Genomic DNA, 26,015 nt, shown 5'->3' with positions numbered 1-26,015 from the left:
ACGGAATAGGCTCGAAGCCGACCTTCGCCGCGCGCTGCACGAACGACCGCTGTCAGCTTAGAGTAGGATTTCACACTCTCCCGCAAACGACCCGATGTGGCGCGATGAGGCCCGGAAAGCAAACTCGCCCAACAAGCGCCGCACCTATTTCCAGCGGTCAGGGGTCCTGGCACTCCTTTCGCTCGTCCCGCTCCGGATCTCGGACGTCAACGCGATCATCGTAGGAGAACACCTGAAGCGTCTGGACGACGGGTGGTTCCTGACCATCTCATCCAATAAAACCGGGTATCGCCACAACGGTCCTCTCCACCACAGCCTGACTCGTTATCTCGATGATCTCCTACTCTACGGGGAAAGCGGCCCCGTGCTGCCCCGATACGCGCAGCGCATGGGCACCCCCCTGTTCGCCACGGAGACCAACGAACACCTCTCCTCTCGAACGTTGGCCTATAACTTCAAGGTCGCGACCGGAGGGCATACCCCGCATATCGTGCGTACCCTCGTCCATGACGCCCTCGCAAAATATGGGGCTTATGGAGCCCAGCTGGCCCGGATCCTCTGCGGTCAGACCAGCCCCGAGACCGCGAAGAGCTACGAAATCAACGCGGACCGGGTCCGGGTCGAGAAGGGGCAGGAGACCCTGTCGCAGATCCAGACGAATGTCCTCTCTCGATCCGGCGGTGCCACGGACCCATCAACGGGTCGGTCGGCGGAAGCAGGTCCTACGAAGAAACCGAAGACGACACGCCAGATCAATCAGGGATCTCCCGCACATTCGTCGGTCGCATCAACCTCTTCTCGATACCCTTACGGTCCACGAGCATGGTCCAAATCGCCGGTCCCCGGTCGTTCCTGTCCAACCTCAGGAAATCACCGTGGTGCGGAGTGAACACGTCCGGTCAGCCATCGAGATCACTGTCCGGGTAAGGACGCCATGCCCAACCTTTGAACCGAGATACCTAAAAATTCATCAGGGATGCCCCGCCGCCGCAAAGATGCGGGACTCCCCCGTTTTGGACCCGGGACCCCAAACGGAAACGCTGATCCGGGCCCGCTGATCAGTAGTCAGGTGAGCCGGATGCAGCTCGACGATCCGAACACGCAGGGTGATGCCCGCCTCTAGGACCGGGCTCAGAAGCATCGCCACCTCCTCATTCAGAACCCCGATCCGAACCGGGCGCGCCTCTCCCCAAAAGGGGAACCTGCGCGACGGGCGTCGCGCAAAAGCCACAACCGTCCCATCAGCTTGGGGGTACAATTCGACCGGGCTGTTGGGCGCAAGCCAAGGGGGTGCGCGCTCAACAAAAAGCTCCGTTTTATAGATCAGCGTCTGCATGAGAAGCACCACTCAATCACGGGGACTGCCCATGACATTCTTGCCCTCGTGAAGATAGGTCACCTCGAACGCCTTCACCGGCCGGAACCGCTGATGCCGGCTCGCCGGGCTGAACCCGTTGTTCAGGTCCGCCCGCTGGAACACGTCGAGCCCCCGATCGAGCAGGATCTTCCAGCCGGTGTCCGTCACGAGGTGCCGGGCGTGGATCGTGCTGGTCCCATCGAAGGTCCAGGTGAACTCGACCCCGAGCGGGGCGATCCCGTCCCGAATCTGCTCCAGATAACCCGCCTGGCGCTCCAGGTCCTCCGGGTCCGGGACGGTCAGCAGGTTGAACCGGACGTCCTCCCCGTCCGGCTTGCGCAAGGCCACCACCTCCAGGAGCTCCATCAGGTTACGCATCTGGTGGTAGACTCGGATGTAGGGGTCGGTGAGCGTGATCTCAGCTGCTCCGTCTAGCCAAGGGCCGAGGAGCACGTCGAAGCTGACCCCCTTCTGGTTCTCCGCGAAAGTGACGTGACCGGGCGCCGGACCGCGAGGGGTAGCCGGCGCCTCCGCGGGCGCCGCAGGGCGGGCCTCCGGGACGGCGCGGGCCGGCATGGGCGCGCCCGGGTCGGGCGTTGGACTTGGCTCGATCACCGCCCCCTCCGTCTCCTCGACGTTGCGCCGGTGATACCAGCGGGGGTGTTCGCGCTCCTCGAGGGTCTGGACGCGCGTCACCTGGCCCGCCTTGTCCGTGAAGCGGAACTCCACCTCCGGGTAGGTGCTGTCGATCCGCATCAGCTGGTCCTTGATCCGCTTCCTGCCCTCCATCGCGAGGGTCAGGAGTTCGCGGGTCTCCGCCTCGGTGGCGCCGCCGCCCGGGAAGAGGAGCTTCATCAGGCCGGAGAAGGTCTTCTGCACCCCGTCCCGGTCCCGGGTCGAGATGGACGGGTCCAGCGTGAACAGGTCCCGGTAGTCCGAGGACCGGTCCTGACCGCGCAGGTGGCGCAGCACCTCCGCCAGATAGTCCACGATGAACCCGTAGCCGGTCGCGAACATCTCGCCCCGGATCACGTCGATCTCCCAGCCGGGCAGGTAGGTGTGCAGCCGGTCGATGAAGGCGCTGTCGTAGTATTTGTCCGGCAGCTCCTCGAACAGGTCCGTATGCTTGAGCATGTAGGCGACGGAGTGCTTGGTGTTCCCGATGAACGCCATCGACGCCTCGGCGCCCAGCGTCTCCACCCCGCGCGAGAAGGACTTGTTCGCCAGGTAGTTCTTCATGATGTCGACGAGCGCCTTGTCCACCTTCTTCTGGCGGCCGGCGAACTCATCGAAGGCGATCGTGTCCCAGTAGCCCACGAGCCCGATCTTCCCGCTCGCGTTGCTGACGAACAGCTTCGGGACGGTCACCTCCCCCCCGGAGATCAGGATCCCGTGCGGGGAGAACTCGGAGAAGATGTGCGACTTGCCGGTCCCCTTGGGGCCGAGCTCGATCAGGTTGTAGTTCCGCTCGACGTAAGGAATGAGCCGCAGGAGCTGGAGGAGCTTGCTGCGCCGGCCGAACGCGTCGGGGTTGAACCCGATCGTCTGGATCAGGAGGTCGATCCACTCCTCCGTGGTGAACTGCGCCCGGGCCACCAGGTACGCCTCATAGTCGAAGCTGGACATCTGGATCGGCTTCAGGCCGGTCAGGACCCAGGGGACCGCGTTCGCCTCCTCCTTGTGGTCGTACTCCAGGTCCGCGATCGACCAGACCCCGGAGACGAGCATCTTCTGGTTCTTCTTGACGGTGTCGCTGTCCACGAGGACCTTCTTGATCCCGAGGTTGGCGAAGCTGGCCTCATAGGCGTCCGTCTTCTCGTTCAGCGCGACCGACACCTTATCGATCACCTTCCAGCGCCCCTTCTCCCGGATGTTCGACCGGATCAGCCCCGCCTCGTTCCGGTGGACGTAGTGCCGGTGCAGGATCTCCTTCACCGTCTCGATCCCGGACCGGATCGTCTCCTCGTCGTTCGTGGCGCAGTACTGGCCGAGCAGGAACTCGAGCACGTAGGAGGGGACGATCGCGTTGCCGCGCACCTCCTTCACCAGGTCCTTGCGGACCACCAGCCCGGTGAAGGTCTCGTTGATCTTGTCGTTCAGCGCGCTCATCACACCCCCCTCACAGGTCGAAATCCCCGCTCACGGACCGTTTCAGCCGGAACGTCTCGGTCCGGTAGGGCCGCTCCGGCCCGTCCCCGATCCGGGTCAGAACCAGCCGGACGTCCTTGTCGTTATAGGCCTCCGCCGCCTTCGCCAGGATCAGCCGCACGGTCGTCTCGCGCCGCCGCGGGTCCTCGGAGGTCTCCCCGAACTCCCGCTCCTCCAGGTTCGACAGGACCGCCCCGTCCGGCCCGTAGAGGCCGATCCGGAGCCGGATCGGGCGCCGCTTCTCCGTCACCGGCAGGGTCTGGTAGAGCCGGACCGGGTGCTGCCCGGTCGTGATGAGCCGGGAGGCGGTCAGGATCGGCTCCACCTCCACCGGCTCCACGTCGCTGGTGCGCCGCTTGTTGATCAGCAGCACCGGGACGACCACCTCCTGGAGCGCCGCGCCCCCGTGTACGAAGCGCGAGCCAGACCCGGAGAGGCGCAGCCGCCCGATCGAGCGGGGGATCAGGATCTCCGTCTCCCCCTCGAGCCCGGCCGCCCTCGAACTGAACCGGGTCAGCCCCGGGGTCTCCTCAAGCCCGGTCCCGAGCACGAAGCGGCGGTCCCGGTGGGTGATCTTCTCGCCCCTCACCTCGGCCGGGCTGTAGTCCCCCTCATGGATCGGCCGGTTCTGGTAGATGAACCCGTGATCCGCGGTGACGATCAGGTTGTTCGCGTTGTTCCCGGCCAGGCGCCGGATCAGCTGCTCCAGGTCCTGGATCGCCCGCTCCGCCGCCTCGAACACCTGCCCCTCGCTGGCGGTCTTGTCTCCGGCCGCGTCGATCAGGTTTTGGTAGAGGTAGACCACGTCATGGTCCCGGATGAGCGCCCGGATCTCCTCCTTGTCCATGCGAGCGACCGCCTCCGCCTGGACCGCGGTCGTGGCGCCCGCCTCCTTGCGGCGGGCCAGCACCTTCGCCCGGTTCTCCGTCCCGGTCGCGCTCTCCCCGTCCACCAGCACCCCGGACCCCTCCGCGGCGATCCGGAGGTCCCGGTTGGGCAGGAGCGCCCCCATCCCGAGCTGGGTGTAGCTCGGCAGGCTGCCGAGCATCGGCTCCAGCCGCGCCTCGAACCGGTCCACCGCCCGGATCCGGCGCAGCAGCTCCTCCCCGATCTCGAACCGGAGCGCGTCGGAGATGATCACGATCACCTTCGCCCCCTTGTTCCGGATCGGGGCGACGTGCTGGTCGTAGAACCGGCGCTGGCCGACCACCTGGTCGATCCTCCAGGTCGGGTCCGCGTCGATCGCCCGTTGCCAGGCGTCGTTGAGCGGCATCAGGAACCCGTTCGAGTAGAGGTTCTCCACCCGTTCCCCGAGCTCCGCCACCAGGTCCCGGTGCAGGGTTCGGCCCGCGTGCAGGACAAACTTCCGGTAGGTCTGGTCGATCTGGAACCAGCCGCCCGCGTAGGCGTCGAACCCGGTCCGCATCGTCATCGGCGGGATCGGCACGTCCGCGACGCGCCGTTGCAGGTCGGAGGCGAACCGGACCGCCTCGTAGAGGTCCGCGTATTCCGCCCACCAGAGGCTCCCGCGCCGCTCGCGCACCGCCTCCTCGACCCGCTCATGCGGCAGGTCCCGGTCCAGCACCCCCCGGATCAGGGCGCGCAGCACCTGCTGGTCGATCGCCTCGAACTGCGCCATCCGGGCCAGCCGGTCGAGCGGGCGGGCGGGCAGGTCGGACCGGATCGCCAGCGCGTCCGCGTACCGGTCCGACAGGGTGACGAAGGCGTCCCGGTGCCGGGTGTCGTGGCGCCAGCGCCCCATCAGGACGAGCGCCTCCTGCGTGAGCGCGGACGGCTCGTCCAGCTCCATCAGATAGGTCCCCCAGAACAGGGCCTGGGCGAGCCCGGTGACGGAGGGGGCCTTCTCCTCATAGCCGTAAAGGGCGCGGACCTTCTCCCAGAGGTGCGCCTCGAGGCCGGACCGGGCGATCAGCCCGATCAGCTTATCCTCGTCCCGCGCGAGCTCCGCGAGCAGCGCCTCCAGCACCGCGTCGAGCGCGGCCGGGGTGCCGGCGCAGACCGCGATCATCTTTATCCGGATCCGGGCCGCGTTGTCCGTCTCCTCGATCATCCCCTTGAGCCGGTCCACCCGCGCCTTCGCCTCGAAGAACTTCGCGTGCGCCTCCACGAGGTCCGAGAACCGGGGCGGCAGGCCCAGCTCCATCAGGAGGAGCGCGCCCCGGTCCGCGAGGAACACCCCGTGCCCCATCTCGAGGTCCAGCAGCCAGTTCTCCGGGTCCGGCGGGATCGCGCCGGGCCGGTAGACGAGGAAGTTGTCGCGCGGCGCCTCCCGGATCAGGCGGTGCTTGAGCATGAACTCGTTGTTCGCCACCTCCGTCTTGGTGACCCCCGGGATGGTGATCGCGTCGAACTCCTCGCGGAACCGCGCCTCCGGGTCGTGCCAGAACACGATCCGGTGCTTGCGGAAGCTCCGCTCCAGCCCCGCCTGGATCCGGTCACGCATCCTCATCCTCCAGCCCCTTGACCGGGCGCAGGACCCCGGGGAACTTCGGGTAGTTCCGCTTCACCCCGTCATCCAGGTCGATCCGGATCCGCTCCACCGCCAGCGGGTAGAGGGTGTCGCGCTCCCACTCGGTCACCTCGGCGATCTGCTTGGTGAACCGGTCGATGTCCCGCTTGGCCCGGTTCTTCTCGGCCGCGGTCGCGTCCGGGCTGATCTCGGTCGCCTTGGCCGCGCGCAGGGCCGCCTCCAGCCGGTCGCGCAGGCCCCGGACGTAGTCGTTGAGCGTGATGTTCAGCGTGTCCGGCGAGTAGCGGTGCATGTAGATCAGCGCCTGGAACGCCCCCTTCGGGCTCGAGACGAGCCAGTAGATCGGACGCTTCTTGTAGCGCTGGACGTGGTCCGCGTAGAAGTCCTTCGCGAGATAGGTCCGGACCTCCTTGCCGAGCGCGGCGCGCATGAACTCCAGGTTCTCGACCAGCCGGTCCGCCCCGAAGGTGACCGACAGGAACTCGCGGAACCGCTGATAGGCGTCGTCGGCGAACCAGTCCTCCTCGAAGAGCGGGATCACGTTGTCCCGGTCCGGGGCGAAGGTCGGCTTCGGGATCCGGTCCAGATAGGTCTGGGCCGTGTCCCCCTGGTTGGCGAGGATCAAGCCGGGGGCGTCGAGGCTGTAGCGGCCGAACATGCAGCCGATCGCGTAGGAGATCAGCTCCTTCATCGTGTCGGCCAAGAGGCGCGCCTCGCGCTCCTCCTCCGTCCCCTTCACCCCGTAGCGGTAGGCCGGGTTGCAGGTGAGGGTGATCTCCTCGATCGGGACCTCCGGGGTCAGCTCGTCCTGAAGCCCGTAGGCGTCGATGAAGATCCGGTTATTCTCCTCCTCCAGACGCTTCATCTCCGCCGTCATGCCGGCCCAGTGGGCGCGGAGACGGGCGTAGGTGGCCTCCAGCGTGCCGGACCGGTGGTCCGGGGAGAGGAGGGGGAGCGTGGTGAAGTCCCAGGATGTTTCATAGGAGTCCCAGTCCGAGCGAGAACCCTTGACCAGTACTCTTGTGTTTTGAGCCACCGCTTGCCCTTCCGCCGTAGACTGGGACAATAGCAATGGAAGCCGCCCAAGATTGGTGAGGCGATAGTCCAGAGTCGGACTCAGTGCTTCGAGTAGGCCCGCTGTAATGGGGCTGTTCAGGAATGCAAGAACGACAGCTTCATCTTTCCCAGCTTCAAAAATCGATGGCGCCGTTGAGTCATAAGTTTGCCCCGCGTCGTAGTATCGGATGCTGAACTTGCCAGAACTTATTCGGCTCCACGCAAGTGCCCTCTTGAAAAAGAAGGACTTTCCGCGCATAGGCGCGCCATTGAAGTCCAAAGGAAGATTGTGGAAGTTGTGAATTTCAGCCCCTTGATTGGCCCAGTTTAGGACATATTCGTTGTTTCCGTACCACTTTCGATAATCCCCACCCTTCCTATGAGCAAACCATTTTGCATTCCGGGAATCAGTAGAGCTTTCTCGGACAAAGTTGCGCTGAGATACTTCTGTCCACAGGCGAAGAAATCGATCGTTATCACCTGTATTGATACCCTCTCTTATCCGACATTTCGTACTCAGCAATGAGCTCGGATCGCTAAACGAATTGAAGGCCGTCTCTGAGAGCCAGAACGCGATTGGATTTCCAGGGATTCTCTCAAAATCTGAAGTTGAAGCTTTCGACCGCCTTTCGTTCTGTGGAGGGAAATGATTAGGAACGCCAGAATCGTCTGTTTCAAAATACCTGACTGAGCAGTATTCACCCCGAAAATCAGGGCGACGGACCATTGCCGCGACAAACGCTACTGTGCCAAAGTTAATTCCCATGCTCGTGCCGCCTTTTCCGAGATAGGGCATGTGGACCATTGAATTGATCGTCACAGTTACCAAGAAGCGCGTTCGAAACTCCTCGAAAGAGGAAAGGAACATCCAGCTTTCCATGGTTACCATAGCATTGAAGCCACTACGCTTCAGTAGAGATTCACCTCTTTGAATGAATGCAGCGAAAAGGTCGCTTTTTCCTTCTGGATAATTCTTTTTCGCAAATTCCCCAAGCGCTCCGTTCATTCCCTTTCCGCCCATATACGGCGGGTTCGCCACAACCACATGGTACCGTGGGGCCAGTGCCTCCGCCATGCGCAGCACAGCCACCACGCGGTCCCGCACTCCCTTCAATAGCAGGTCCGACCCGAAATCCCGGGCCTCCACGACCCGCAGCGTCTCGGCCGGGTCGCGCAGCACGGGCACGATGAGCGAACCGAAGTTCTTGGCCTGTTCGAACTGCATCAGCGTCGTGCGCAACTCGTCCGTGAACAGGTCACGCCCCACCACTGCAGCCACGTCCTGCATCTCGGCGGGCGTGAAGGTGACGTTCTCCAGCACCACCACGTCCGGTTTGACCTCCATCCGCAGGAACCGCCGCCGCCCCAGCTTCGCCGCCGCCTTCATGGCCAGCGCGAAGGCGGCGAGCGCCCCGGCCCGGTCGTCGATCTCGATCCCCGTCAGGTTGTGGGTCAGGATCAGGCCCGGGATCTCGGCGGACGGGAACCCCTCCTCCTCGTAGATCGCGTAGAGGAGGTCGAAGGCGTAGGTCAGCATGTGGCCGGACCCGCAGGCCGGGTCGCAGATCCGGATTTCCTGCGGCCCGGAGACGCGCAGGAAGTCCGTCTCCGGCTCCTCCGGCGCGATGTAATACTCCATCCGCTCCGCAAGGCGCGATCCGGGCCGGTTCAGGAGCCAGAGCCGGCCGAGCGAGTTCTCGACCAGGTAGCGCACGATCCAGTGCGGGGTGAACAGCTGCGTCGCCGCCGGGATGTTCTCGGCGGTGATCTTCTGGTTCTTCTTCAGGCCCGCGAAGACCTGGTCCTTCTTCTCCGAGATGTAGAACTGGTAGAGCCAGCCGATGATCTCGACGTCCTGACAGGCCTCCTCGGTCATCACCTCCCGCATCCGGCTGACCCAGCCGTCGGCGGCCAGGAACTCGTTCGGCATCAGGAGCTCGGTGTAATCCGCGATCGCCTCGAACAGGAACGGCATGACCCGGTTCAGGTCGTTGCAGGCGGCGACGAGGAGGAGGCGGTACGCCTCCACCTGCGGCTCGCGCGAGGGGGCGCGGCCCTCGAGCAGGCCGCGGATCCGGGTGGCGACGGGCGCGCGCACGTGCTCCGGGATCGCCCCGGCGGCCGCCTGGTCGAGGATCTCCGGCCGGGTCCGGTCCACCGCCGGGCTGACCACCATCGGGGTGAGGTAGCCGTTCACGTCCATGTAGCGCAGCGCGGTGAACCGGTTGAACCAGGTGTAGGCGACCTGCTCGATCACCCCCTGGCGGCCGATCTCCCGGATCCGCCCCTCAAGGGTCCGGATAGCTTCGGGCGCCTCGCGGCGCGCGTCGCTCTCCGGGGCGAGGACCGCGTCCAGCTTGCGCGCGACTTGCCCCATCAGGTCGATGCGGGTCCGCTGCGCGAAGGTCTTGAGCCGGTTCGTATCCATCAGGGGGTTATCCTCTTGCCGTTCTTGACCGCCCCCAGCATCGCCGTGCGCATGGTCGTAAGATACTCTTCCACATCCGCCTCAGAGCTGATCAGGGGCCGGTCGAACCGGACTCCCAGATCCGCGAGGTGAACGATTTCCACCTTCGGGGGCGGGGTGATCGGTCCGCCCGATGCATCGTCGAAACCACCAGCGGGCGCGGGCTGCGGCTTCGACTGGATCAGTCGGGAGATGAGCTGCGGGTACCGATCTCGCCGGAACCCGCCTAGGACGATCCGGATCGACGGGATCAGCCTCTCCTGAGTGATCCGGTCCTCGAGGGCGGTGAGCGCCGACCGGACCTCCCCCTGCGCCGCAGCGCTAGCCTCGGTGAACTCAGGCGAGGCGAGGAGCTGGCCGGAGAGGGCGCGCAGGTCCGCCGTCGCCGTCTCCCGCTCCTTCGCCACGAGGCCCCGGATGTCCGACTTGAGCCGGTCGAGGTCCGCCTTGATCCCCTGGACCTTCGTGCCCCGGTAGACGTCCGCCGCCTCCGCCGCGGTCCGGATCCGGTCGACGAGGGCGGCGTCCACGAAGTCGAGGTTCGCCGCCTCCGCCACCAGGACCCGGCGCGCCTCGTCCAGGATCTCCCGCTGCGGGCCGTTCAGGAAGGCGTGGATCGGGTCGTAGAGATCCTCCTTCAGCGAGGCCAGATCATCCCCGGGCTTGCCGGCGAGCTGCGAGACGTACCAGGAGGCGGGCTTGCCGCGCAGCTCGGCGAGGGCGATCCGGAACGGGGTGAGCGCGGTCACGAACGGGTAATCCCGGTCCCGGGAGAGGTGCGCCTCGACGGACCGGGCCAGCTCCTCGATCGCCTCCCCGGTCTCCCGGCCGAGCCCCTTCCCGTCGCTCGACGTGGGGGTGCGGCCGAACAGGTCCTGATAGAGCCGGCGCAGCGCCATCACGTCGGCGGCGCCGAACGCGTCCACCGGCTCGAGGTTCAGGTTGGGCCGGACGGTCGCGTTGAGGAGGGCCGCACGCAGCCCGTCCCCCTCAAGCGGGTCCCCGGACACGGACGCCTCCAGCCGGCCGCGGCCGATCAGGGCGCCGATCAGGCAGAGGGTTGCCGCCTCCGGCCAGCCGTAGGGGGGCTTCTCGAACCCCTCGATCAGCCCCTTGGCGGTGCTGCGCAGCGCGTTCTTCCGGTTCGCTGCGATCCGGTTCAGGACCTCCGCCTCCGCCTCCGTGAGCTGCCCGTCATCAGTCATCTCGAGGTGCCGGTCGAGGTCCGCCTCCTTGTAGGGGACCCCGCGCAGCATCCCGAGCGAGGTGAAGACCCGGTCCACCAGGGTCTGAAACCCGGCCTCGATCCGCGCCCTCGGGTCGGAGGCGCGCAGGTCGAGCTTCTCCCCCCGCACCAGCAGGTCCGCCCCGGAGATCCGGTCCCGAAGCGCGGCGAGCAGGCGCCGACGGCGCGCGTCGTTGTTCGCCCCCTTGGCGCGCAGGATCCCGGTCACCCCCTCGCGGTGCTCGGTCGAGGTCTCCCGGGTCAGGTACCGCTTCGTTTTCAGGTAGGCGGCCAGCTCGTCCACGAGCCAACTCTCCTCGCGCAGGACGATCAGGAGCTCGTTGTTGGTGATGGACCGGGTCGCGAGGGTCGCGTCCCCCCGCTCCGACGGGGCCATGTAGGGGGTGATCAGGTTGATCGCGAGCGGGTGCTCCCGGCCGATCAGGGCGTGGTGGATCCGTTGGGTAAACGGGAAGGTCTGCCCGGACCCCTCATGCGTGATCGCCTTGCGACCGCCCAGGATCTCCCCGAACAGCATCTCGCTCAGCTCCCGGGTCACGTCCGACGCGTCGAGCCCGATCGCCTTGATCTTCTGCTCGATGTCCTTCTCCTCGTCGGTGAGGAACTCGTAGAGGTCCCCGTTCCGCTGGACGTAGGACTCCTGCTCGAGGAGGGCGAGCGCCGCCTCCACCTCCCGCTTGTGCCGGGTCGGGTCCAGGTCCAGCCGGTCCCGCATCAGGATCCCGACGTTCCGGGCGGTCGGCTTGAACTCGTCCACGTATTTGACCAGGAAGAGCGCCTTCAGGACCCGCACCGCGAACGGGTTCTGCTCCCCGATCTGGCGCTCCGCGCTCAGGATCGCGTGCTGCGCGGACGCCTTCAGGACGGACCGGACCCCCTCGAACATCCGGTCGAAGGTGGCGAGCGCGCCGAGCGGCTCCCCCATCATCGCCCGGCCCACCTCCTGGAACGCGCCCAGCATGGACCGCTCCCCGGTGGAGGTGTGACGCCCCTCGAACGCGCTCTGGTCCGACAGGGTCCGGATCGCCTTCTGGAACAGCTCGTACTGGTAGGGGTGGAACGGGTAGGACCGGATGAAGTGGTCCCGGTCCCGGAACCCGCGCATCGTCTGGGTCCCGTCCCCGAACTCGAACAGGGTCCGCAGGTTCTCCGCGTGATCGTCGTAGAGGAGGCCGAGGTCGGTCATGACCCCGGGCTTCTTCAGGAGGAGCCGCTCCTGGATCACCTCCGCCACGTCCGCCGCGTTGAGCGGCAGCTTCACGTCGAACCGGCCCATGATCTTCGAGAAGTCGTTCCCGTTGGACCGGTTCATCTCCCCGATGATCGTGTCCATCTCCTGCTGGGCGGTCACCACGATCCAGGCCCGGCCCCGGCAGCGGGTGTTCAGGCTCTCCGCGATCGTCTGGAGGTTCGTCATCAGCCGGACGTTGTCGGCGATGTACTGGCCCACCTCGTCGACAAAGAAGTTCAGCCGGAACCCGGGGGCGGCCTTCTCCTGGCGCGCGATGTAGGCGCTGACCCGGTCCGCGAAGTCCGCGATCGAGAGGGTCCGGTCCTCCCGGTACTCCTTGAGGATGTTGCCGGACGGGACCGAGTTCCCGGTCGCCTCCGTGAACGCGTCGGTGATCGCGCGCCCGGCCATGTTGGCGGAGCGCCGCCCGACCTCCCAGGTCTTCCCGCTGATCCGCTCGAAGGCGGCCCGGAAGGCGGGGAGGTGCCCGTCCTCGTCAAGGTGGCGCTCGAAGTCCGCCACGTGCGGCATCTGGCCGTAATACCCCTGCATGTCGTCGAAGACCCGCACGAAGACGGAGAGGAGCGCGTCGGCCTGGTCCTTGGCGACCGCGTTCGCCTGCTGGTCGATGTTGAACAGGACGGACCGGGACGGGATCCGGGCCGCCTTGCGCAGCGCCTCGAGGAGGAACAGGTCCTCCCGGAACTTCTCCTCGAAGAAGGAGAGCGGGGTGCGCCCGCCCGTCTCCCGGTTCTCCAGGAGAAGCGCAAGCATCTTCAGAAGGTGCGACTTGCCGGACCCGAAGAAGCCGGAGATCCAGACCCCGTTCCCGCTCTTCCCCTCGTTGTAGGCGTCCAAGAAGGTCTGGAGCCGCCTGGCCACCTCCCGGGTGACCACGTACTCCTCCAGCTCGACGGTCAGGCTCTCCGTGTCATCCGCCTTGATGACCCCGTCGATGTGGCGGTTGATGTCCTTGAGGAAGATGTCCTTCAGGGGAACGGTCATGTGGCCTCCCTCATGTGCAGCAGGTTGTGGGCACGGTAATAGTGGTCCTCCTCGAGCCGGCAGAGGACCTGGAGCGAGGAACCGTTGGCGAAGCCGTGGGCGTAGCGGCCCGGGAAGAAGATGATCGTCGGGGCGTCCTTCAGGACGCTCTGGAGGTTGTTCAGGATCAGGTGGGACCGGATCACCGGGAACACCTCGCCGACCCCGGTCAGGAACAGGACCCGGAAGGGGCGCTCCGCGGACCGCGCCCTGATGCGCGGGATCAGCACCTCGCGCAGGTTGAGGGTGCTCTGGAGCTCCTCGAGCAGGACCGACTTCGGCTCGGCCCGCTCGAAGGCGGCCAGCTCCTCCCAGTCCACCTGCTCGCGCAGGAGCCCGATCATCAGGTCGTACAGGTTGATCTCGAGGACCGGCACCCCGTCCCCCTCCAGCTCCCCGATCAGGAGGCGGCACTCCTGCTCCATCCGGACTTGGTCCTCCGGGGCGAAGGGGCAGAGGTAGAACGGGATCTCGTTCCCGGGTCCGGTGGTGCGCAGCACGCGCGGGCTGGTGATCAGGCGGCGCAGATGCGCGCGCAGCTCCGGCCCCACCCGGGCCATCGCCCCTTGGTCCACAACGAAGCTCAGGTCCATCTCAGCCCCCTCCCGGGATCAGGTCGAGCCCGGACCCGGGATCCGAGGCGAGCAGGTCCCGCAACGCCCCGCTCAGGCGGGGCGCGCTGACCCGGTTATCCGCGTCAATCAGCTCCGCTTCCCGCAGCATCCGGAACGCCCCGCTGCGCAGGCGCGCGCGGGTGCTGGGGCTGAGTCGGGCGATCTCCTCCGCATGCACCCCTTTTGCGTCGAGGAGGGCGTCAAAATCGGACACCCTGATCTCGGGCTGGAAGGTCCGGAGCCGCTCATCGAGCACCTCTCGGGCGAACTCGGCGAGGATCCGGTACTTCCGGCAGGCGGTGACCCACATGAGGGCGCGCGCGTCCGTCATCCCGGCAGAAGCGAGGTGGGCGATTTCCGGGTCGGTCAGCCGGGTGAGTCGGCCCACCACCTCGTTGCGGATCCGCTTGACGGAGCTCGCTCCGCCGCGGGCCACGAAGACCCCGGCAGGGACCGCGTGGCGGACCTCGTCCCAAGGGGAGCCTGCCGCGCGCAGCTTCGCGAGCGCGATCCCCTCGAAGAGGAACAACCCGCCGACGGTGAAGGAGAGGGTGTAGGGGGGAGGTGTCACTCGTACAGATCTCTCATCAGTGCGTTTATTCTATTTTTTTCAACAGGTTGAATCCTCTCTTGAAGGCCTCAACCTGTGTAAGCCCCCGAGCCGCGCACCACACTTTGAAATCGCGACGTTCCCGCTCTGTGATTTTGAAGTTGAGGGCTACAAGCTCATCGAGCTCGTCATCGTCCTCCTGGTTCTTCTCAGCCATTTTCAGGTTTCCCCATCGGTATCACCATCTTTGTAGGCGGATTTCTTTATTTCAAGGTAACCGCATGCTGGGGTTCTGTCACCTGTGAAGCGTGGGTTTTCCACATTTCTGTGGGGTCTTGTGGCGCGGTACTGCTCTCTCTTCGTTAACCCGACTTATCCACAGACCCCTGACCTTCCCCGGTCAGTTAAAATAATTGTTATATAAGTTAGGCCGAATCAGTTTCGATGATTATTATAATTATATCAGTGCGTTACTTATCTCTCCCTTTGTGTGATGCACCGCGATTCGGTGTTTGATGCACCGCGATTTTGGTGTGTGATGCACCGTCCCAGCCCACGTTTTCTCATCTAGGAAGTGTGTGATGCACCGTGGGGCTTCCGGCTCCAACGGTGCGCATGGCGCAGTGTGTGATGCACCGTGTCATAAGAGGAGCCTTCGCCACTCCATCCGGACCAGGGGGCCGTTCGCTCCAACCTCTTCTGATAGTGAGTATGTGGGGAGAGCATCACGCTTGATCGCAGATCTCAGATCACGGGCGAACTGTCCGTATGGCGCTGGTGACCCACTCCGCTTGTGTAGGTCCTTGAACGTAAACACCCATCCGTCCCTGTTATCGATGCCGTTCCCCGCATGCCTTCGGGCTAGTCTGTAAAGGAACCGGTCCAGACCCCGGGTCAGCTCGAAGTACAGTGGTGAGATCGCCAGCACCTCCCTGCCCTCTACTACCGCTCGGTGTATCCAGCGCGGAAGCGTCATCTGGGCCCCGAGCGGGCGGCCTTGATCGTCCTCTTCCAAGGTATAATCGGCCAAGAGGTTGAAAACCTCGTTTCGATCCTTGTCGCGCCGGCGCAGCGTGGTCTCGATACGTGTTCCCTGGAGCCGTTTGATCGCGGCCTTGAACTGCTTGTAGTTTTTTCCACCAGTGGAGTGACCGATCGACTTCATGAGGTCATATGGGCGGAACGTGATGGTTGGTCCCGGCTTCTGTCCGCGCTCCACCCCAGCGTTGATCTGTGAGATTGCCCAGAGGATGATGTCAAAGTCATAGATCGTAGCGATCCCGCCGGTTTCCTCGGAGGCCGTTATAAGCACGCTCTGGCCCGAAGGCCCTTCCCATTCAAGCCTTTTAGGGCTTCGCTTCGCGAGGCTGACCATCGGAGCTGACATCATCTCACGATCATCCCGGAGCGGAACATCCCCGATGATCGCAACGAAGAGATCCAGCTGCTCCTTCGGGGTGCTCATGAGCTCTGCTCGAATTTGTCCATCAGGATTTTCAGCATATCAGCATAGGTCCGCCTGTCTTCCTTACAGAGCGCCTGGAACCTTTTGATCGTGCTCAACGGACCCTTAATGCTGATCTGTCCGTCCATCAGGGGCTCCCGGCTGGGCCAGCGATCCACGCGATGACTGACCGGTCCAGTATCGACGCCAGCCTCCCTGTTGACAGGCGCCGGACCGGATGGCTCAAATTTCTGAAGACGTCCGAGATCAAGAGGCTTGGGCATCGTAGTTTCCTTCAAGAATTTCAATCACCTCCGCAGCGAACGCTTCGGCGTTCAGGATGGCTTTATCTATCCCGGAGACGTCCTCCGGGTTGAGCTGTCGGAGGCCGCCGCCGGCATTGTGAAGGGAGGAGAAGGCTGTCCTGCGGTGCAGTTCGGTCTTGAAGATCCGGCCGGCTTTATGAAGCTCGGTGCTGATGTGTTTTTCCAGCTTACTCTTCACGGCCGCGGCTGTCCGGGCCAGCAGGATCGCCGCAGGGATCTCTCTACGACGCGCCCTGCCCTCCATCTTGATTTCGGCCAGCGTGTCGATCGCCGCATCGGCGTCCTGCTGCTCCTCCCCCGACGGGATGATGACCAGGTCAGATTCAGCGATCGCGAAGGAAGTGAGCCTACTCGCGGAACCCTCTAGGTCGATCAGAACGAAGGCCGCGCGACTTTTCGCGTCATCGATCTCCGTTTGGATAGTGCGCTCTCCCCCGCTCGCGACAACATGAAGATTTGGGGGCAACGGGCTCAAGGTAGACCAGCGGAGCAGCCGCTGAGCCGGATCGGCGTCGATCATGATCACGCTCGCCCCCTCGGCGAGCTCAGTTCCAAGCACGATCGCGGATGTCGTTTTTCCCGCCCCGCCCTTGGACGATGCGAATGAAATGACAGGCATGGCGCCCCTCCTTTTTTGGAAGTTTATCATGAATTAGGTACCTCCACAATGGTACGGCCTGCCTACCCTACCCTACCCTACGCTACCTTATGGTACCCTAGAGTAGAGTGGGGGCTAGCTTGCTATTAGTAGGTCGACAGCCGAGGCCCGGACCCGCTGGGCTAGGGGGTCGTGAAAAACCCCCAGCAGCCGCCCACCGCTTTCGCCTGTCACCCACCCATCCCCCCACCTCCACCCTTCGAAGAAAACCCAATCCACGAGGTGGTCGCGCACGAACGGGTCAGTGTGTTCGGCGTATATGGTGTGGATCTGGGCCCTGATCGTGTCCGGGATGTCGGTGACTGCTCGGTCCACCTGCGCCGAAAACGCCTCTTCACCGGGTGGTGGGGCTTCCTCCGGGGCCTTGCGCCACAGGACCACTGTGGCCGCATCTGTCCAGGTCCCGCCGGACGCGAGCCCCATGAGGTTCAGAAGGGCCTTCGTTTCCGGGTCCGCTGTGCTCGGACCGGTCTCGTCTGTCGGCTTGGACCGGGGGTGCCTGAGCTTGAGTCGGCCTGACTGCACCGCAACGGAGAGCGCGACACACGCCAGGTCGTCCCATCGCGGCAGCACCGAGGGCGCAACCGGCGTGGGGCGGAGGTGGGCGCCGCGCGCCGTCTCGGTCGCATACCCGAGCGCCTCGAGGGCCTCGCAGGACATCTGCCAGGCGGAGATATGGCTGTGATCGAGCTCCCCGGAGGCGCCGGGCGTATGGGCGATCAGATATGCGGCGACAGCCGTCGCCTGGTCTGCGGTCAGCATGTGCGTCTCCCCTGTTTCCCCGATCTCGACGAGCTCGTTTCCAGCCTGATTTAACACTATTGGCAATAGTGTTCACTCCGCAGCCGCCCCGGGCCCCCGCCTGTGACCGGCATCGCTATCTGGCACGGTTTTGGTACCGCTATTTGGCCGGTGGGCCATCGGTGACGCCGTTCGCGGCGCGGACGTAGCTGTAGAGGGTCGGCTTTGAGATCCCCATCATGGTGCAGATCCGGCTGATGGGCGTCTGGCGTTCGTTGTAAAGGCGCACGGCAAGGGCCCGCTTATCGGCGTTGAGCGCGGGACGGCGCCCGCCCGTTCGGCCCCGGGCACGGGCGGCTGCGAGTCCGGCCTGTGTCCGATCACGGATCAGGGTGCGCTCGAACTCGGCCAAGGCACCGAAGATGTGGAAGGTCAGCTTGCCGGTGGGCGTCGTGGTGTCGATCGCTTCGTGCAGCGAGCGCAGGCCGATCTCGTGCTCGTCGAGATAGCTGACCCAGGCAATGAGGTCCTTGAGCGACCGGCCGAGGCGGTCAAGTCGCCAAACGACGAGCGTGTCGCCTCCACGGAGGATGTCCTTGAGTTGCACGAGGCCGGGACGGGCAGAGGCCGCACCGGACATCCTGTCGACGATCACCCGTTCGCAGCCCACCGTCTCGAGGGCGTCACGTTGCAGGTCGAGGTTCTGGTCGTGTGTGGACACCCGCGCGTAGCCGATCAGCATTGGAGGCGCCGGTCACATCGGCGGAACATGGCGGATAGGCAAGGATCCCGTGCGAGCATGTCGTTTCCTGACGCAGATTGGTTTACCGTGTTTCCTTACCCGCAGACCCGTTGTTCTGCAATCAGGGGAAGGTGGCGCGCAATGGGCAAGCAAACCGACGTTTCCTTGCCGGCCGACAGGCGGGGTGAGGCCATGACGCGCTTCGCTATCTTACGCCCGCATATGGAGGATGGTGTGCCACTGGTGCGGGCGGCTGAGGCGGCAGGAGTGCCGGTCCGGACCGCGCGGCGCTGGCTTGCACGTTTCCGACAGGACGGCGTGGCGGGCCTTGCCCGGAAGGAGCGGGCCGACCGAGGGCGACGGAAACTCCCCGACGGCCTGGTGCGCACGGTGGAGGGCATGGCGCTCACGCGACCGCCACCCTCGGCGGCTGCGATCCACAAGCGCTTGTTGGAGATCGCCCACGAACAGGAGTGGCCAGTCCCGGCCCGACGCACGGTGCGGGCGATTATCGCCGCCCTCGATCCGGCGATGCGCACGCTCGCTCATGATGGACCGGCGACCTACAGGGATAGGTACGAGCTGGTCCACCGACACCGCGCCGCCCGTCCCAACGCGCTCTGGCAGTGCGACCACACCGAACTGGACATCCTCGTCGTGGCACCAGGGCGGCGTTTGCTGCGACCTTGGCTGACTCTTGTACTCGATGACTATTCCCGCGCCATTGCGGGTTACAGTCTGCTGATCGATGCGCCCTCGGCGATGAACACCGCCCTCGCACTGCGCCAGGCCATCTGGCGCAAGGACGATCCGGACTGGCAGATCTGCGGCATCCCGGACGTGCTCTACGTCGATCATGGATCGGACTTTACCAGCATACACATCGCGCAGGTGGCTGCGGATTTGCAAATGCGCCTCGTATACTCCACCGTCGCCCGGCCCCAGGGCCGCGGAAAGATCGAGCGCCTTTTTGGCAGCGTCAACACCGAGCTTCTGGCGAGTCTTCCCGGTCGTCTGCTGGGCGGCAAGCCCGTTACCCCACCGCGCCTGACGCTCAGCGAACTCGACGCCGCCGTTCATGCCTTCGTGGTCAAGCATTACAACTCACGGTCCCACCCCGCGACCGGCACAAGCCCGAACAGCGCCTGGGTCGCGGATGGCTGGCTACCGCGCATGCCCGACCGGCTTGAGGAACTCGACGAGCTGCTCGTTCTGGTCGCTCGACCACGCGTGGTCGGACGCGACGGCATCCGCTTTGGCGGCCTGCGCTATCTGGATCCTACCCTCGCCGCCTTCGTGGGCGAGCGCGTTACCATCCGCCACGACCCACGCGACGTGGCGGAGATCCGGGTCTATCACCGAGACCGCTTCCTGTGTCGCGCGATCAACGCAGAGCACGCGGATCGCACCGTGTCCCTGCGCGACGTGCAGGCCGCTCGGCGCGCCCGCCGCAAAGCTCTGCGAACGGGCATCAATCAACGCATTGCAGCCGTCCCGGCTGTTCCGGACGCACGAGCGAATCCTGATGCGATTTCGGACCCGGTATCCGCCTCCGGGCGGCGGCACCCTCGCCTCAAGGTCTATCGAGAGGACTGAGCATGCCGACCGTCGCATTCGACTGGTTATCCACACTGCGCGGCCCCGACCGGATGCCCGGCTTCATCGCCACCCGCGAGCACCGCCGCTTTGTCGAATTCGCCACCGCCGTGCGACGCCAGCGCACGATCGGCCTGTGCTTCGGCCCCGCGGGCGTGGGCAAGACATGGTCGGCCGGCCGATACGCGCAATGGCACCGCCTCGAGTCATTCCTCCTCGAATGGGGTCCGCGCGATCCCTCCGACGCGCGTATCCACGCTCTGGCGGCACGCAGTCGAACTGTCTTCTACACTCCCGCCGTCGGGGCGGGCCTCAAACAGATGAAAGAGGATCTGAATTTTCTGGCCGTCCGCATGGGATTTTGCATCAGCGCCGGACTCGCTCTGAAAGACCCGTCGGTGGACGCCATGTGCGTTACCCCAATTGAACTGCTGATTGTGGACGAGGCCGACAGGCTGAACGTCACCGCGTTAGAATACCTCCGCGACCTCTATGATCGCGCGCCCATCGGACTCATCCTCATCGGCATGCCGGGGATCGAGAAGCGCCTTGCGCGCTATGCCCAACTCTACAGCCGCGTCGGTTTCGCCCACGAGTACCAGCCGCTTCAGGGCCAGGAACTGACTTTCGTACTCTGTCGCCACTGGAAGAAGCTCGGCCTGGCGCTCGATGCCGACGATTTCACCGACGACCGCGCCATCGCCGCCGTCGCACGCATCACAGGAGGCAACTTTCGCCTTCTCCAGCGTCTCTTTAACCAGATCGAACGCATCCTCGCCATCAACGAGATGACCACCATCACCGAAGACGTCGTTGAAACTGCCCGATCTACACTCGTCATTGGGGCCAACTAACGTCGCCAAAACAGTGCCAAATAACGATGCCGGTCACAGCATGAGCCGCCGGATCGGCAGGGCAGGGGCCCCATCGGGGATTCCTGTTTAACAGTATTCGGGTATTCTGTTCACTATGTCCGAAATGCGCCTCCATGATACCACTGGCCGACGCCTTTACCTCAATGGCGAGGAGCGCGCGGCCTTCCTCGCTGCGGCCCGGCGCCAACCCGCCCGGGACCGGACTCTGTGTGAGGTCCTGCACTGGACCGGGTGTCGCCCCTCGGAGGCCTTGGAGATCACCCCGGCGCGTGTCGACCTCTCTGGCGGGACCATCGCGATCCGGTCCCTCAAGAAGCGCAAGGACGCCTCAGGGCAGCAGAAGGTGGTGTTCCGGTCCGTGCCCGTCCCGGCCGAGTTCCTTGATACTCTGAACACCGCCCACGGGATCCGCGAGGCCCAGAAGTCTCGCCGGAAGGCCGTGGCCCCGATCTGGGACCTCAGCCGCGTCAGGGTCTGGCAGATCGTGAAACGCGTCATGATCGAGGCCGGGGTACCGGATGCGCCGCACCGCAGCCCGAAAGGCCTCCGGCATGGTTTCGGCGTCCATGCGACGGTCCAGGGCGTACCGCTGCACATGCTCCAGCGCTGGCTCGGCCACGCGCAGCTCAGCACCACCGCGATCTACGCCGACGCGGTCGGGAAGGAGGAACAAGACATCGCAGCCCGGATGTGGGGAACGACATGGACCTGATGAGGATCGACGCTTCCGACAACATTTACCGCTACTACCGGATGGAGCTCATGCCCGGTCTCTTCGGGGACTGGTCCCTCGTCCGGGAGTGGGGCCGCATCGGCCAACCCGGGCAGGTCAGGGTCGACTGGTACCCGTCCGAAATCGAGGCGAAAAACGCTAGGTTCGACATCCAGATGCAGAAGGCGAAGCGGGGCTACGAGTAGCTGGGGGCCGGGCCGGCTGTTCGGGATGCGTTGATCTGCGCTCTCCTGAATTTATCCTTCATTCATTCAGGAACGGGTATTTCGAGAAGTAGGGTTGTATTACAGTGTCTTGAGAGACGTAATTTTTTCACGAACCTTGAATGGATGCCGGAACTTCGCTACATGAATAAATAATGAATATATGAGTTAGCCCCATGCATCCCATCCTCGAGATCCGAAATCTGACCCCGCAGGAACGCGCCGTCATGGACGCTCTGCTGCGCAGCCCGGACCCAGTCAGCCAGCGCGAGCTGATGTCCCGCATGCGCGACGCCCCCAGTCAGGCGACGATGTCCCGCGTGATGTCCGGGCTGATCAGCAGGGGCCTTCTCCTCAAGGAGGGGGAGACCCGGGGTGCCCGGTTCTCGCTCACGCAGGACGCGCGGCGCGTAGCGACGGATCCCAGGCGGCGCACTCCGATCCCCTACGACCCCGACCGGATCGGCGGCTATGTGCCGAACCAGACACGTTGGCTCCCCGAGGAGGCAGCCGCCCGGATGCGGGACGCCGTGGAACAGGCCGGGGGACAGCGACTTGATGCTTCCACATACAGCAGGGCGATCGCGGAGAGATTTCTGATCGACCTATCGTGGGCGTCCTCGAACCTGGAAGGGAACACCTATGATCATCTCTCGACGGAGATGCTGATCAAGTACGGCGAAAGCGCCTCCGGCCGGGACCGGTTGGAGACGGCGATGATCCTCAACCACAAGGCGGCGATCTCCCTGATGATGGAGGGGCTCGACGGCGCGTTCCCGGACGCCGGGTCCGTTCAGCGCCGTCACGTCCTCATGATGCGGGATCTGCTGGACCCGGCCGACCTCGGCAGCGTCCGCAGGGGCGCGGTGCAGATCTCTGCGACCAGCTACCGCCCCTCCTCCGACTATGTTCTGCTCACGGCCGGCCTCAGCGACCTTCTGGCCAAGGCCGGTCAGGTCGAGGACCCGTTCGAGGCGTCGTTCCTCCTGCTCGCGGGCCTCTCCTACCTGCAAGCCTTCGGGGACGGGAACAAGCGGATGGGTCGGCTCCTCTCGAACGAGCCGCTGCTCCGGGCGGGCCTGCCTCCGCTCTCCTTCATCGGGATCGACAAGACCCCCTACATCCTCGGGCTGATCGAGTTCTATGAGGTCGGCTCGACCGGTCTTCTCGGACAGGCGATCGCCGGGTCCTACGAGATGACGGCGCCGGACTACATCCAGGCGGTGACCGTCCAGCGGGTCCCGCATGGGTTGGAGCTGCGTGAACGCGGTCGTATCGCGGAGGCGTTAGGCCGGCTGTTTCGCAACAGGACACCGGACGCGGGGATCCCAGGCCTGGTCGATGAGGTTTTCGGGGACCTGAACGAGGCGGACCGGGGCAAGATGGCCGAGATACTCACGGAGACGGCGGATCGGGCCTCTCCCGCCTCCGCCTTCCTGTACGGGGTCACGGAGGTGGATATCCGAGAGAGGAACGCTGCCAACCGAGGCGCGTGATTGATGACGCCTGCGTGTCTGCAAACCTACCTGGTTTCGTCGTGGGCTTCTGTCCCGGCCAACCTGTTGAAACCCGGTAGGGCGGGGCGGCCCGGTCAAAAACGACCTATTTAGTCCCTCAGTGCGACCCACAGCATGAAGCTCGCGTAACACCCGCTTCAGTCGACATTGGACTTGAAACTTAGCACAAAATGGCGCATATGAGGGAAGTCATGGGTCGCCACACGTGGCTGGGCAACCAGTTAGTGCAAAAGGGCGGCCCTTATCTTTTATGACACTCCCTCCCTTCACAAAGCCTCACGCTAGCGCGACAGATCGCGTCCTGCATCTTAAGGCGAAGGGTCTTGCTATACCCCGGCCGAAGGTCGCGGCGCGCAAGATAGAGATGGTTGGCTATGAACGGCTTCGGATCTACTTCTTGAGCCGTAGGGATCATACGCTCCTAGGGAAGCCTTTCTTACCTGGGACGAGTTACAATCATATACTAAAAATCTACGAGTGTGACGCGAAGCTACGCGCTGTTTGTTTTTCTGTTGTCGGACAGTTCGAGGTCCTACTTCGCAACCGCATCTCTGAAGAGCTCAGCGCCCGGTTCGGGAGCCACCCATACTTCGACCCCAAGGCCTTCAAGACGAAGGAGCTTCATCTTGAGGCGCTCCAGAAGCTAACGTCTGTTTACAACTCATCAAAAGACAAGAGGGCGAAGCACTACAAGGACAACTATTCTAACCCACCATTGCCGGCGATCTGGACCCTTAAAGAGTTTCTGACCTTTGGAGCCACTTCAAGGCTCCTCAAGGCGCTAGACGGTCCGTTAGTTAAGGCCGTCGCCGCTGATTTTGGTGTTCCTACCGATCAAATGTTGGAAAACTGGGTAGAGGCCCTAGTCGACCTCCGGAACGTGTGCGCGCACCACGATCGCCTGTTCAATCGGACGTTCCAGAAGCAACCTCAGCGGTACCAAAACGCCGGTGTTCCAGCGGCTGGTGTTCCAAACAATAAGCTGAGGGCGCTCATATTGTGCCTAGATCACATGATGACTGCGAGAGGTGCCTCTGTGCAGCTTGACGCAGTCGTCAAGAAGATTTTGACCAAGTACCCAGAAGTTAGACTGGCTGAGGTCGGCTATTGATTGTCCTTAGGGTCAGGATGCATTGATTTTCGACGCGCTGCGTGATTCACGGCTCGGAAAACGGAGCGGTGACATGAGCGACCTGTACTGGCTGACCAACGAGCAGATGGCCAAGCTTGCCCCTTTTTTTCCCAGGTCCCACGGCAAGCCTCGGGTCGATGACAGACGGGTCTTGAGCGGAATTATTTTCATCAATCGCAATGGCTTGCGCTGGCGCGACGCCCCTGAAGCCTACGGACCGCACAAGACGCTGTACAGCCGGTGGAAGCGTTGGAGCGAGAAAGGCATCTTCGCCCGGATGATGGTCGGTCTGGCTGCGGAACACGGCGAGGAAAAGACCGTGATGATCGACGCGACGTATCTGAAAGCCCACCGCACTGCGACCAGCCTGGCCGCGAAAAAAGGGGGCGTGGTCGCCTGATCGGTCGAACCAAGGGCGGCATGAACACCAAGCTGCACGCCATCTGCGACAGCCAAGGGCGACCGCTCAGCCTGTTCGTCACCGCTGGACAGGTCAGCGACTACATCGGTGCGCGGGCGTTACTGAGCAGTCTGCCCAAGGTCGACTGGCTTCTCGGAGATCGCGGCTATGACGCCGACTGGTTCCGAGAGGCGTTGAAAGACAAGGGGATACGCGCCTGCATCCCTGGTAGAAAGCAGCGCAAGAAGGCCGTCAAATACGACAAGCGCCGATACAAACGGCGCAACCGCATCGAGATCATGTTCGGCAGGCTCAAGGACTGGCGGCGTGTCGCGACACGCTATGATCGCTGTCCCAAGGTGTTCCTCTCAGCCATCGCCCTTGCCGCGGTCGTCATCTACTGGTTATGAATCCTGACCCTAGATGCCGTCGGGGGGCGGTCACACCATCAGAGCCAAATGGAACAACAATTGCGCTGCGCCTAAATTTTGCCATTTTTAACAGGGATTAATTTTTGAACCATAGCTTAGACGCACAGTCCCGGCGTTGCTGCACAAATCACGAATATGAGAATGGTCAAGACTCCCTTTTCCGGAATAGAGCCGACCTGCGACCTCTGTGGCGGAAATGCCCAGGGCGGTGTAGCCGTTCAAGACGGCATACGGATCTGGAGCTCGGCGACTTGGCGGTCGAAGTCCCGCGCCCTCAACCGCTTGTCCAGTAGCTTCACACAATGCATCGTCGTTTCGGCACGGCTCCGGCGGTGGTATCCGTGTCATCGTCGCGACAAAGCCAGGCCAAAAGGTTTCGATGCTCTCAGGGCTTCATTGCGTGCGACGGTGCCGGCAGTGATTGTCTTCCATGGCTTCGCGTTCCTATGTGCGGAATGACGGCGACAGCGCCCCGGTCGGCGAACCGAACAAAAGCACCCCACATCAGGGGCTGTGAAAAATTTCAACGCGCCTCTGGAAATTGTGTCTATGACCGGGCAGCTCACCAGAATCATCGCTCGGCGAACTTTGTGCGGCTCAGGGCGGCTGATCTATCAGGCCTTAAATGTTTGTTACTATAGGTAAATTTTGAGCGGCAAATCGTACAGCGGTTTAGGCGACCTCGGCCTGTGAGACGGGGTAAGCTGGTGTGTTCATGAAGCCTCACCCTCGCGGCGAAATATCATGGCAGTAAACAAGAATACTTCTTTGCAACAACGAGGAAACTGTGACCGCTCCCGAGCTTCAGGGAGTGTTTTGCAATTCCGGAAGAGAGCTTTGCAGAGATCGGGGAGGCAGGCTGCTGAATGGCGGGGGCGGCAAAGGTTAGCCCGCAGGTTTCCCTCTATTGCTTTACTGCGCAGGGCGGCCTGTTCCACCTTTCCCAGGACATGGAGCGAGTTTGACGACACGCTCGACCGCGCCCCCTATGTGCAGCAGGATCTGTCGCAGGC

General features: G+C 63.8%; 21 protein-coding genes and 1 pseudogene. 8 read left to right on the top strand and 14 right to left on the bottom strand.

The annotated features are described in order from the left end of the window. The first annotated feature begins 94 nt into the window (after positions 1–94). A complete protein-coding gene (locus BLR51_RS27525; RefSeq protein ID WP_131821888.1) occupies positions 95–889 on the top strand; it encodes a hypothetical protein in 795 nt (264 codons plus the stop codon). Between the two features lie 81 nt (positions 890–970). On the opposite strand, the gene BLR51_RS25340 is transcribed toward BLR51_RS27525, so the two are convergent. The 13 genes from BLR51_RS25340 to BLR51_RS25290 form a co-directional block, all read right to left on the bottom strand. Next, positions 971–1,336 (bottom strand): hypothetical protein, encoded by a 366-nt coding sequence (locus BLR51_RS25340; protein ID WP_131821887.1) that lies wholly within the window; start codon positions 1,334–1,336, stop codon positions 971–973. A gap of 12 nt (positions 1,337–1,348) precedes the next feature. Continuing rightward, positions 1,349–3,466, bottom strand: a complete 2,118-nt coding sequence (brxL, locus tag BLR51_RS25335; protein WP_089852192.1) for a BREX system Lon protease-like protein BrxL — start codon at positions 3,464–3,466, stop codon at positions 1,349–1,351. A 10-nt stretch (positions 3,467–3,476) separates the two neighbouring features. Further along, positions 3,477–5,969: a BREX-1 system phosphatase PglZ type A gene (gene pglZ / locus BLR51_RS25330; RefSeq protein WP_165616935.1), complete on the bottom strand. Its 2,493-nt coding sequence runs from the start codon at positions 5,967–5,969 to the stop codon at positions 3,477–3,479. After that, positions 5,962–9,480, bottom strand: coding sequence for a BREX-1 system adenine-specific DNA-methyltransferase PglX (gene pglX, locus BLR51_RS25325; protein WP_089852188.1), 3,519 nt, complete (start codon positions 9,478–9,480; stop codon positions 5,962–5,964). Before pglX ends, pglZ begins: the two co-directional genes overlap by 8 nt. Next, positions 9,480–13,001 carry a BREX system P-loop protein BrxC gene (gene brxC, locus BLR51_RS25320; protein WP_089852186.1) on the bottom strand — a complete coding sequence of 1,174 codons (3,522 nt, stop codon included), beginning with the start codon at positions 12,999–13,001 and terminating at the stop codon, positions 9,480–9,482. The genes pglX and brxC overlap by 1 nt, the downstream gene beginning before the upstream one ends. Beyond that, positions 12,998–13,633, bottom strand: a complete 636-nt coding sequence (locus BLR51_RS25315) for a DUF1788 domain-containing protein (RefSeq protein WP_089852184.1) — start codon at positions 13,631–13,633, stop codon at positions 12,998–13,000. Before BLR51_RS25315 ends, brxC begins: the two co-directional genes overlap by 4 nt. 1 nt (position 13,634) lies before the next feature. Next, on the bottom strand, positions 13,635–14,225 hold the full coding sequence (locus BLR51_RS25310; RefSeq protein ID WP_089852182.1) for a DUF1819 family protein: 591 nt from the start codon (positions 14,223–14,225) through the stop codon (positions 13,635–13,637). Positions 14,226–14,250: 25 nt separating this feature from the next. Continuing rightward, positions 14,251–14,421, bottom strand: coding sequence for a hypothetical protein (locus BLR51_RS27880; protein ID WP_165616934.1), 171 nt, complete (start codon positions 14,419–14,421; stop codon positions 14,251–14,253). Between the two features lie 423 nt (positions 14,422–14,844). Further along, positions 14,845–15,669 carry a replication initiator protein A gene (locus BLR51_RS25305; protein ID WP_089852180.1) on the bottom strand — a complete coding sequence of 275 codons (825 nt, stop codon included), beginning with the start codon at positions 15,667–15,669 and terminating at the stop codon, positions 14,845–14,847. Then, on the bottom strand, positions 15,666–15,932 hold the full coding sequence (locus BLR51_RS27520) for a ribbon-helix-helix protein (RefSeq protein ID WP_131821886.1): 267 nt from the start codon (positions 15,930–15,932) through the stop codon (positions 15,666–15,668). Before BLR51_RS27520 ends, BLR51_RS25305 begins: the two co-directional genes overlap by 4 nt. Beyond that, entirely contained in the window at positions 15,916–16,593 is a 678-nt protein-coding gene (locus tag BLR51_RS25300; RefSeq protein ID WP_165616933.1) for an AAA family ATPase, read from the bottom strand. The genes BLR51_RS27520 and BLR51_RS25300 overlap by 17 nt, the downstream gene beginning before the upstream one ends. Positions 16,594–16,707: 114 nt before the next feature. Next, positions 16,708–17,394, bottom strand: coding sequence for a hypothetical protein (locus BLR51_RS25295; protein ID WP_089852176.1), 687 nt, complete (start codon positions 17,392–17,394; stop codon positions 16,708–16,710). A gap of 139 nt (positions 17,395–17,533) precedes the next feature. Continuing rightward, the gene (locus tag BLR51_RS25290; protein WP_089852173.1) at positions 17,534–18,115 is read right to left on the bottom strand and encodes a recombinase family protein; all 582 of its coding nucleotides are present in this window, start codon (positions 18,113–18,115) and stop codon (positions 17,534–17,536) included. Positions 18,116–18,256: 141 nt separating this feature from the next. On the opposite strand from BLR51_RS25290, the gene BLR51_RS25285 reads away from it, so the two are divergent. The 7 genes from BLR51_RS25285 (at position 18,257) to BLR51_RS25255 (ending at position 24,981) form a co-directional block, all read left to right on the top strand. After that, entirely contained in the window at positions 18,257–19,711 is a 1,455-nt protein-coding gene (locus BLR51_RS25285) for a TnsB C-terminal domain-containing protein (RefSeq protein WP_207543698.1), read from the top strand. Positions 19,712–19,713: 2 nt separating this feature from the next. Beyond that, positions 19,714–20,565: an AAA family ATPase gene (locus BLR51_RS25280; protein ID WP_242656848.1), complete on the top strand. Its 852-nt coding sequence runs from the start codon at positions 19,714–19,716 to the stop codon at positions 20,563–20,565. A gap of 115 nt (positions 20,566–20,680) precedes the next feature. Further along, positions 20,681–21,298, top strand: coding sequence for a tyrosine-type recombinase/integrase (locus tag BLR51_RS25275; protein ID WP_089852169.1), 618 nt, complete (start codon positions 20,681–20,683; stop codon positions 21,296–21,298). Further along, positions 21,289–21,504, top strand: coding sequence for a WGR domain-containing protein (locus BLR51_RS25270; protein ID WP_089852167.1), 216 nt, complete (start codon positions 21,289–21,291; stop codon positions 21,502–21,504). Before BLR51_RS25275 ends, BLR51_RS25270 begins: the two co-directional genes overlap by 10 nt. A gap of 245 nt (positions 21,505–21,749) precedes the next feature. Continuing rightward, a complete protein-coding gene (locus BLR51_RS25265; RefSeq protein ID WP_165616932.1) occupies positions 21,750–23,018 on the top strand; it encodes a Fic family protein in 1,269 nt (422 codons plus the stop codon). 385 nt (positions 23,019–23,403) lie between these two features. Further along, complete coding sequence (locus BLR51_RS25260) at positions 23,404–24,150, top strand: Abi family protein (protein WP_207543697.1); 747 nt, start codon at positions 23,404–23,406, stop codon at positions 24,148–24,150. A 73-nt stretch (positions 24,151–24,223) separates the two neighbouring features. After that, a protein-coding gene (locus BLR51_RS25255) for an IS5 family transposase (RefSeq protein ID WP_089852160.1) occupies positions 24,224–24,981 on the top strand; the annotation gives its coding sequence in 2 pieces (ribosomal slippage) (positions 24,224–24,560 and positions 24,560–24,981; 759 coding nt in all). A gap of 87 nt (positions 24,982–25,068) precedes the next feature. Here the strand turns inward: BLR51_RS25255 and BLR51_RS25250 are convergent. Then, positions 25,069–25,483: pseudogene (locus BLR51_RS25250) on the bottom strand (hypothetical protein); the annotation flags it as partial. Between the last annotated feature and the right edge of the window lie 532 nt (positions 25,484–26,015).

This window comes from Salipiger marinus, assembly GCF_900100085.1.
Taxonomy (GTDB): Bacteria; Pseudomonadota; Alphaproteobacteria; order Rhodobacterales; family Rhodobacteraceae; genus Salipiger; species Salipiger marinus.
This window is presented reverse-complemented; position numbering and strand designations above follow the sequence as displayed.

Bases quoted from the DNA above. Each gene is read 5' to 3' on its own strand.
- BLR51_RS27525 (WP_131821888.1), top strand. From the start codon at position 95: ATGTGGCGCGATGAGGCCCGGAAAGCAAACTCGCCCAACAAGCGCCGC.
- BLR51_RS25340 (WP_131821887.1), bottom strand. From the start codon at position 1,336: ATGCAGACGCTGATCTATAAAACGGAGCTTTTTGTTGAGCGCGCACCC.
- brxL (WP_089852192.1), bottom strand. From the start codon at position 3,466: ATGAGCGCGCTGAACGACAAGATCAACGAGACCTTCACCGGGCTGGTG.
- pglZ (WP_165616935.1), bottom strand. From the start codon at position 5,969: ATGCGTGACCGGATCCAGGCGGGGCTGGAGCGGAGCTTCCGCAAGCAC.
- pglX (WP_089852188.1), bottom strand. From the start codon at position 9,480: ATGGATACGAACCGGCTCAAGACCTTCGCGCAGCGGACCCGCATCGAC.
- brxC (WP_089852186.1), bottom strand. From the start codon at position 13,001: ATGACCGTTCCCCTGAAGGACATCTTCCTCAAGGACATCAACCGCCAC.
- BLR51_RS25315 (WP_089852184.1), bottom strand. From the start codon at position 13,633: ATGGACCTGAGCTTCGTTGTGGACCAAGGGGCGATGGCCCGGGTGGGG.
- BLR51_RS27880 (WP_165616934.1), bottom strand. From the start codon at position 14,421: ATGGCTGAGAAGAACCAGGAGGACGATGACGAGCTCGATGAGCTTGTA.
- BLR51_RS25305 (WP_089852180.1), bottom strand. From the start codon at position 15,669: ATGAGCACCCCGAAGGAGCAGCTGGATCTCTTCGTTGCGATCATCGGG.
- BLR51_RS27520 (WP_131821886.1), bottom strand. From the start codon at position 15,932: ATGCCCAAGCCTCTTGATCTCGGACGTCTTCAGAAATTTGAGCCATCC.
- BLR51_RS25300 (WP_165616933.1), bottom strand. From the start codon at position 16,593: ATGCCTGTCATTTCATTCGCATCGTCCAAGGGCGGGGCGGGAAAAACG.
- BLR51_RS25295 (WP_089852176.1), bottom strand. From the start codon at position 17,394: ATGCTGACCGCAGACCAGGCGACGGCTGTCGCCGCATATCTGATCGCC.
- BLR51_RS25290 (WP_089852173.1), bottom strand. From the start codon at position 18,115: ATGCTGATCGGCTACGCGCGGGTGTCCACACACGACCAGAACCTCGAC.
- BLR51_RS25285 (WP_207543698.1), top strand. From the start codon at position 18,257: ATGGGCAAGCAAACCGACGTTTCCTTGCCGGCCGACAGGCGGGGTGAG.
- BLR51_RS25280 (WP_242656848.1), top strand. From the start codon at position 19,714: ATGCCGACCGTCGCATTCGACTGGTTATCCACACTGCGCGGCCCCGAC.
- BLR51_RS25275 (WP_089852169.1), top strand. From the start codon at position 20,681: ATGTCCGAAATGCGCCTCCATGATACCACTGGCCGACGCCTTTACCTC.
- BLR51_RS25270 (WP_089852167.1), top strand. From the start codon at position 21,289: ATGGACCTGATGAGGATCGACGCTTCCGACAACATTTACCGCTACTAC.
- BLR51_RS25265 (WP_165616932.1), top strand. From the start codon at position 21,750: ATGGACGCTCTGCTGCGCAGCCCGGACCCAGTCAGCCAGCGCGAGCTG.
- BLR51_RS25260 (WP_207543697.1), top strand. From the start codon at position 23,404: ATGGTTGGCTATGAACGGCTTCGGATCTACTTCTTGAGCCGTAGGGAT.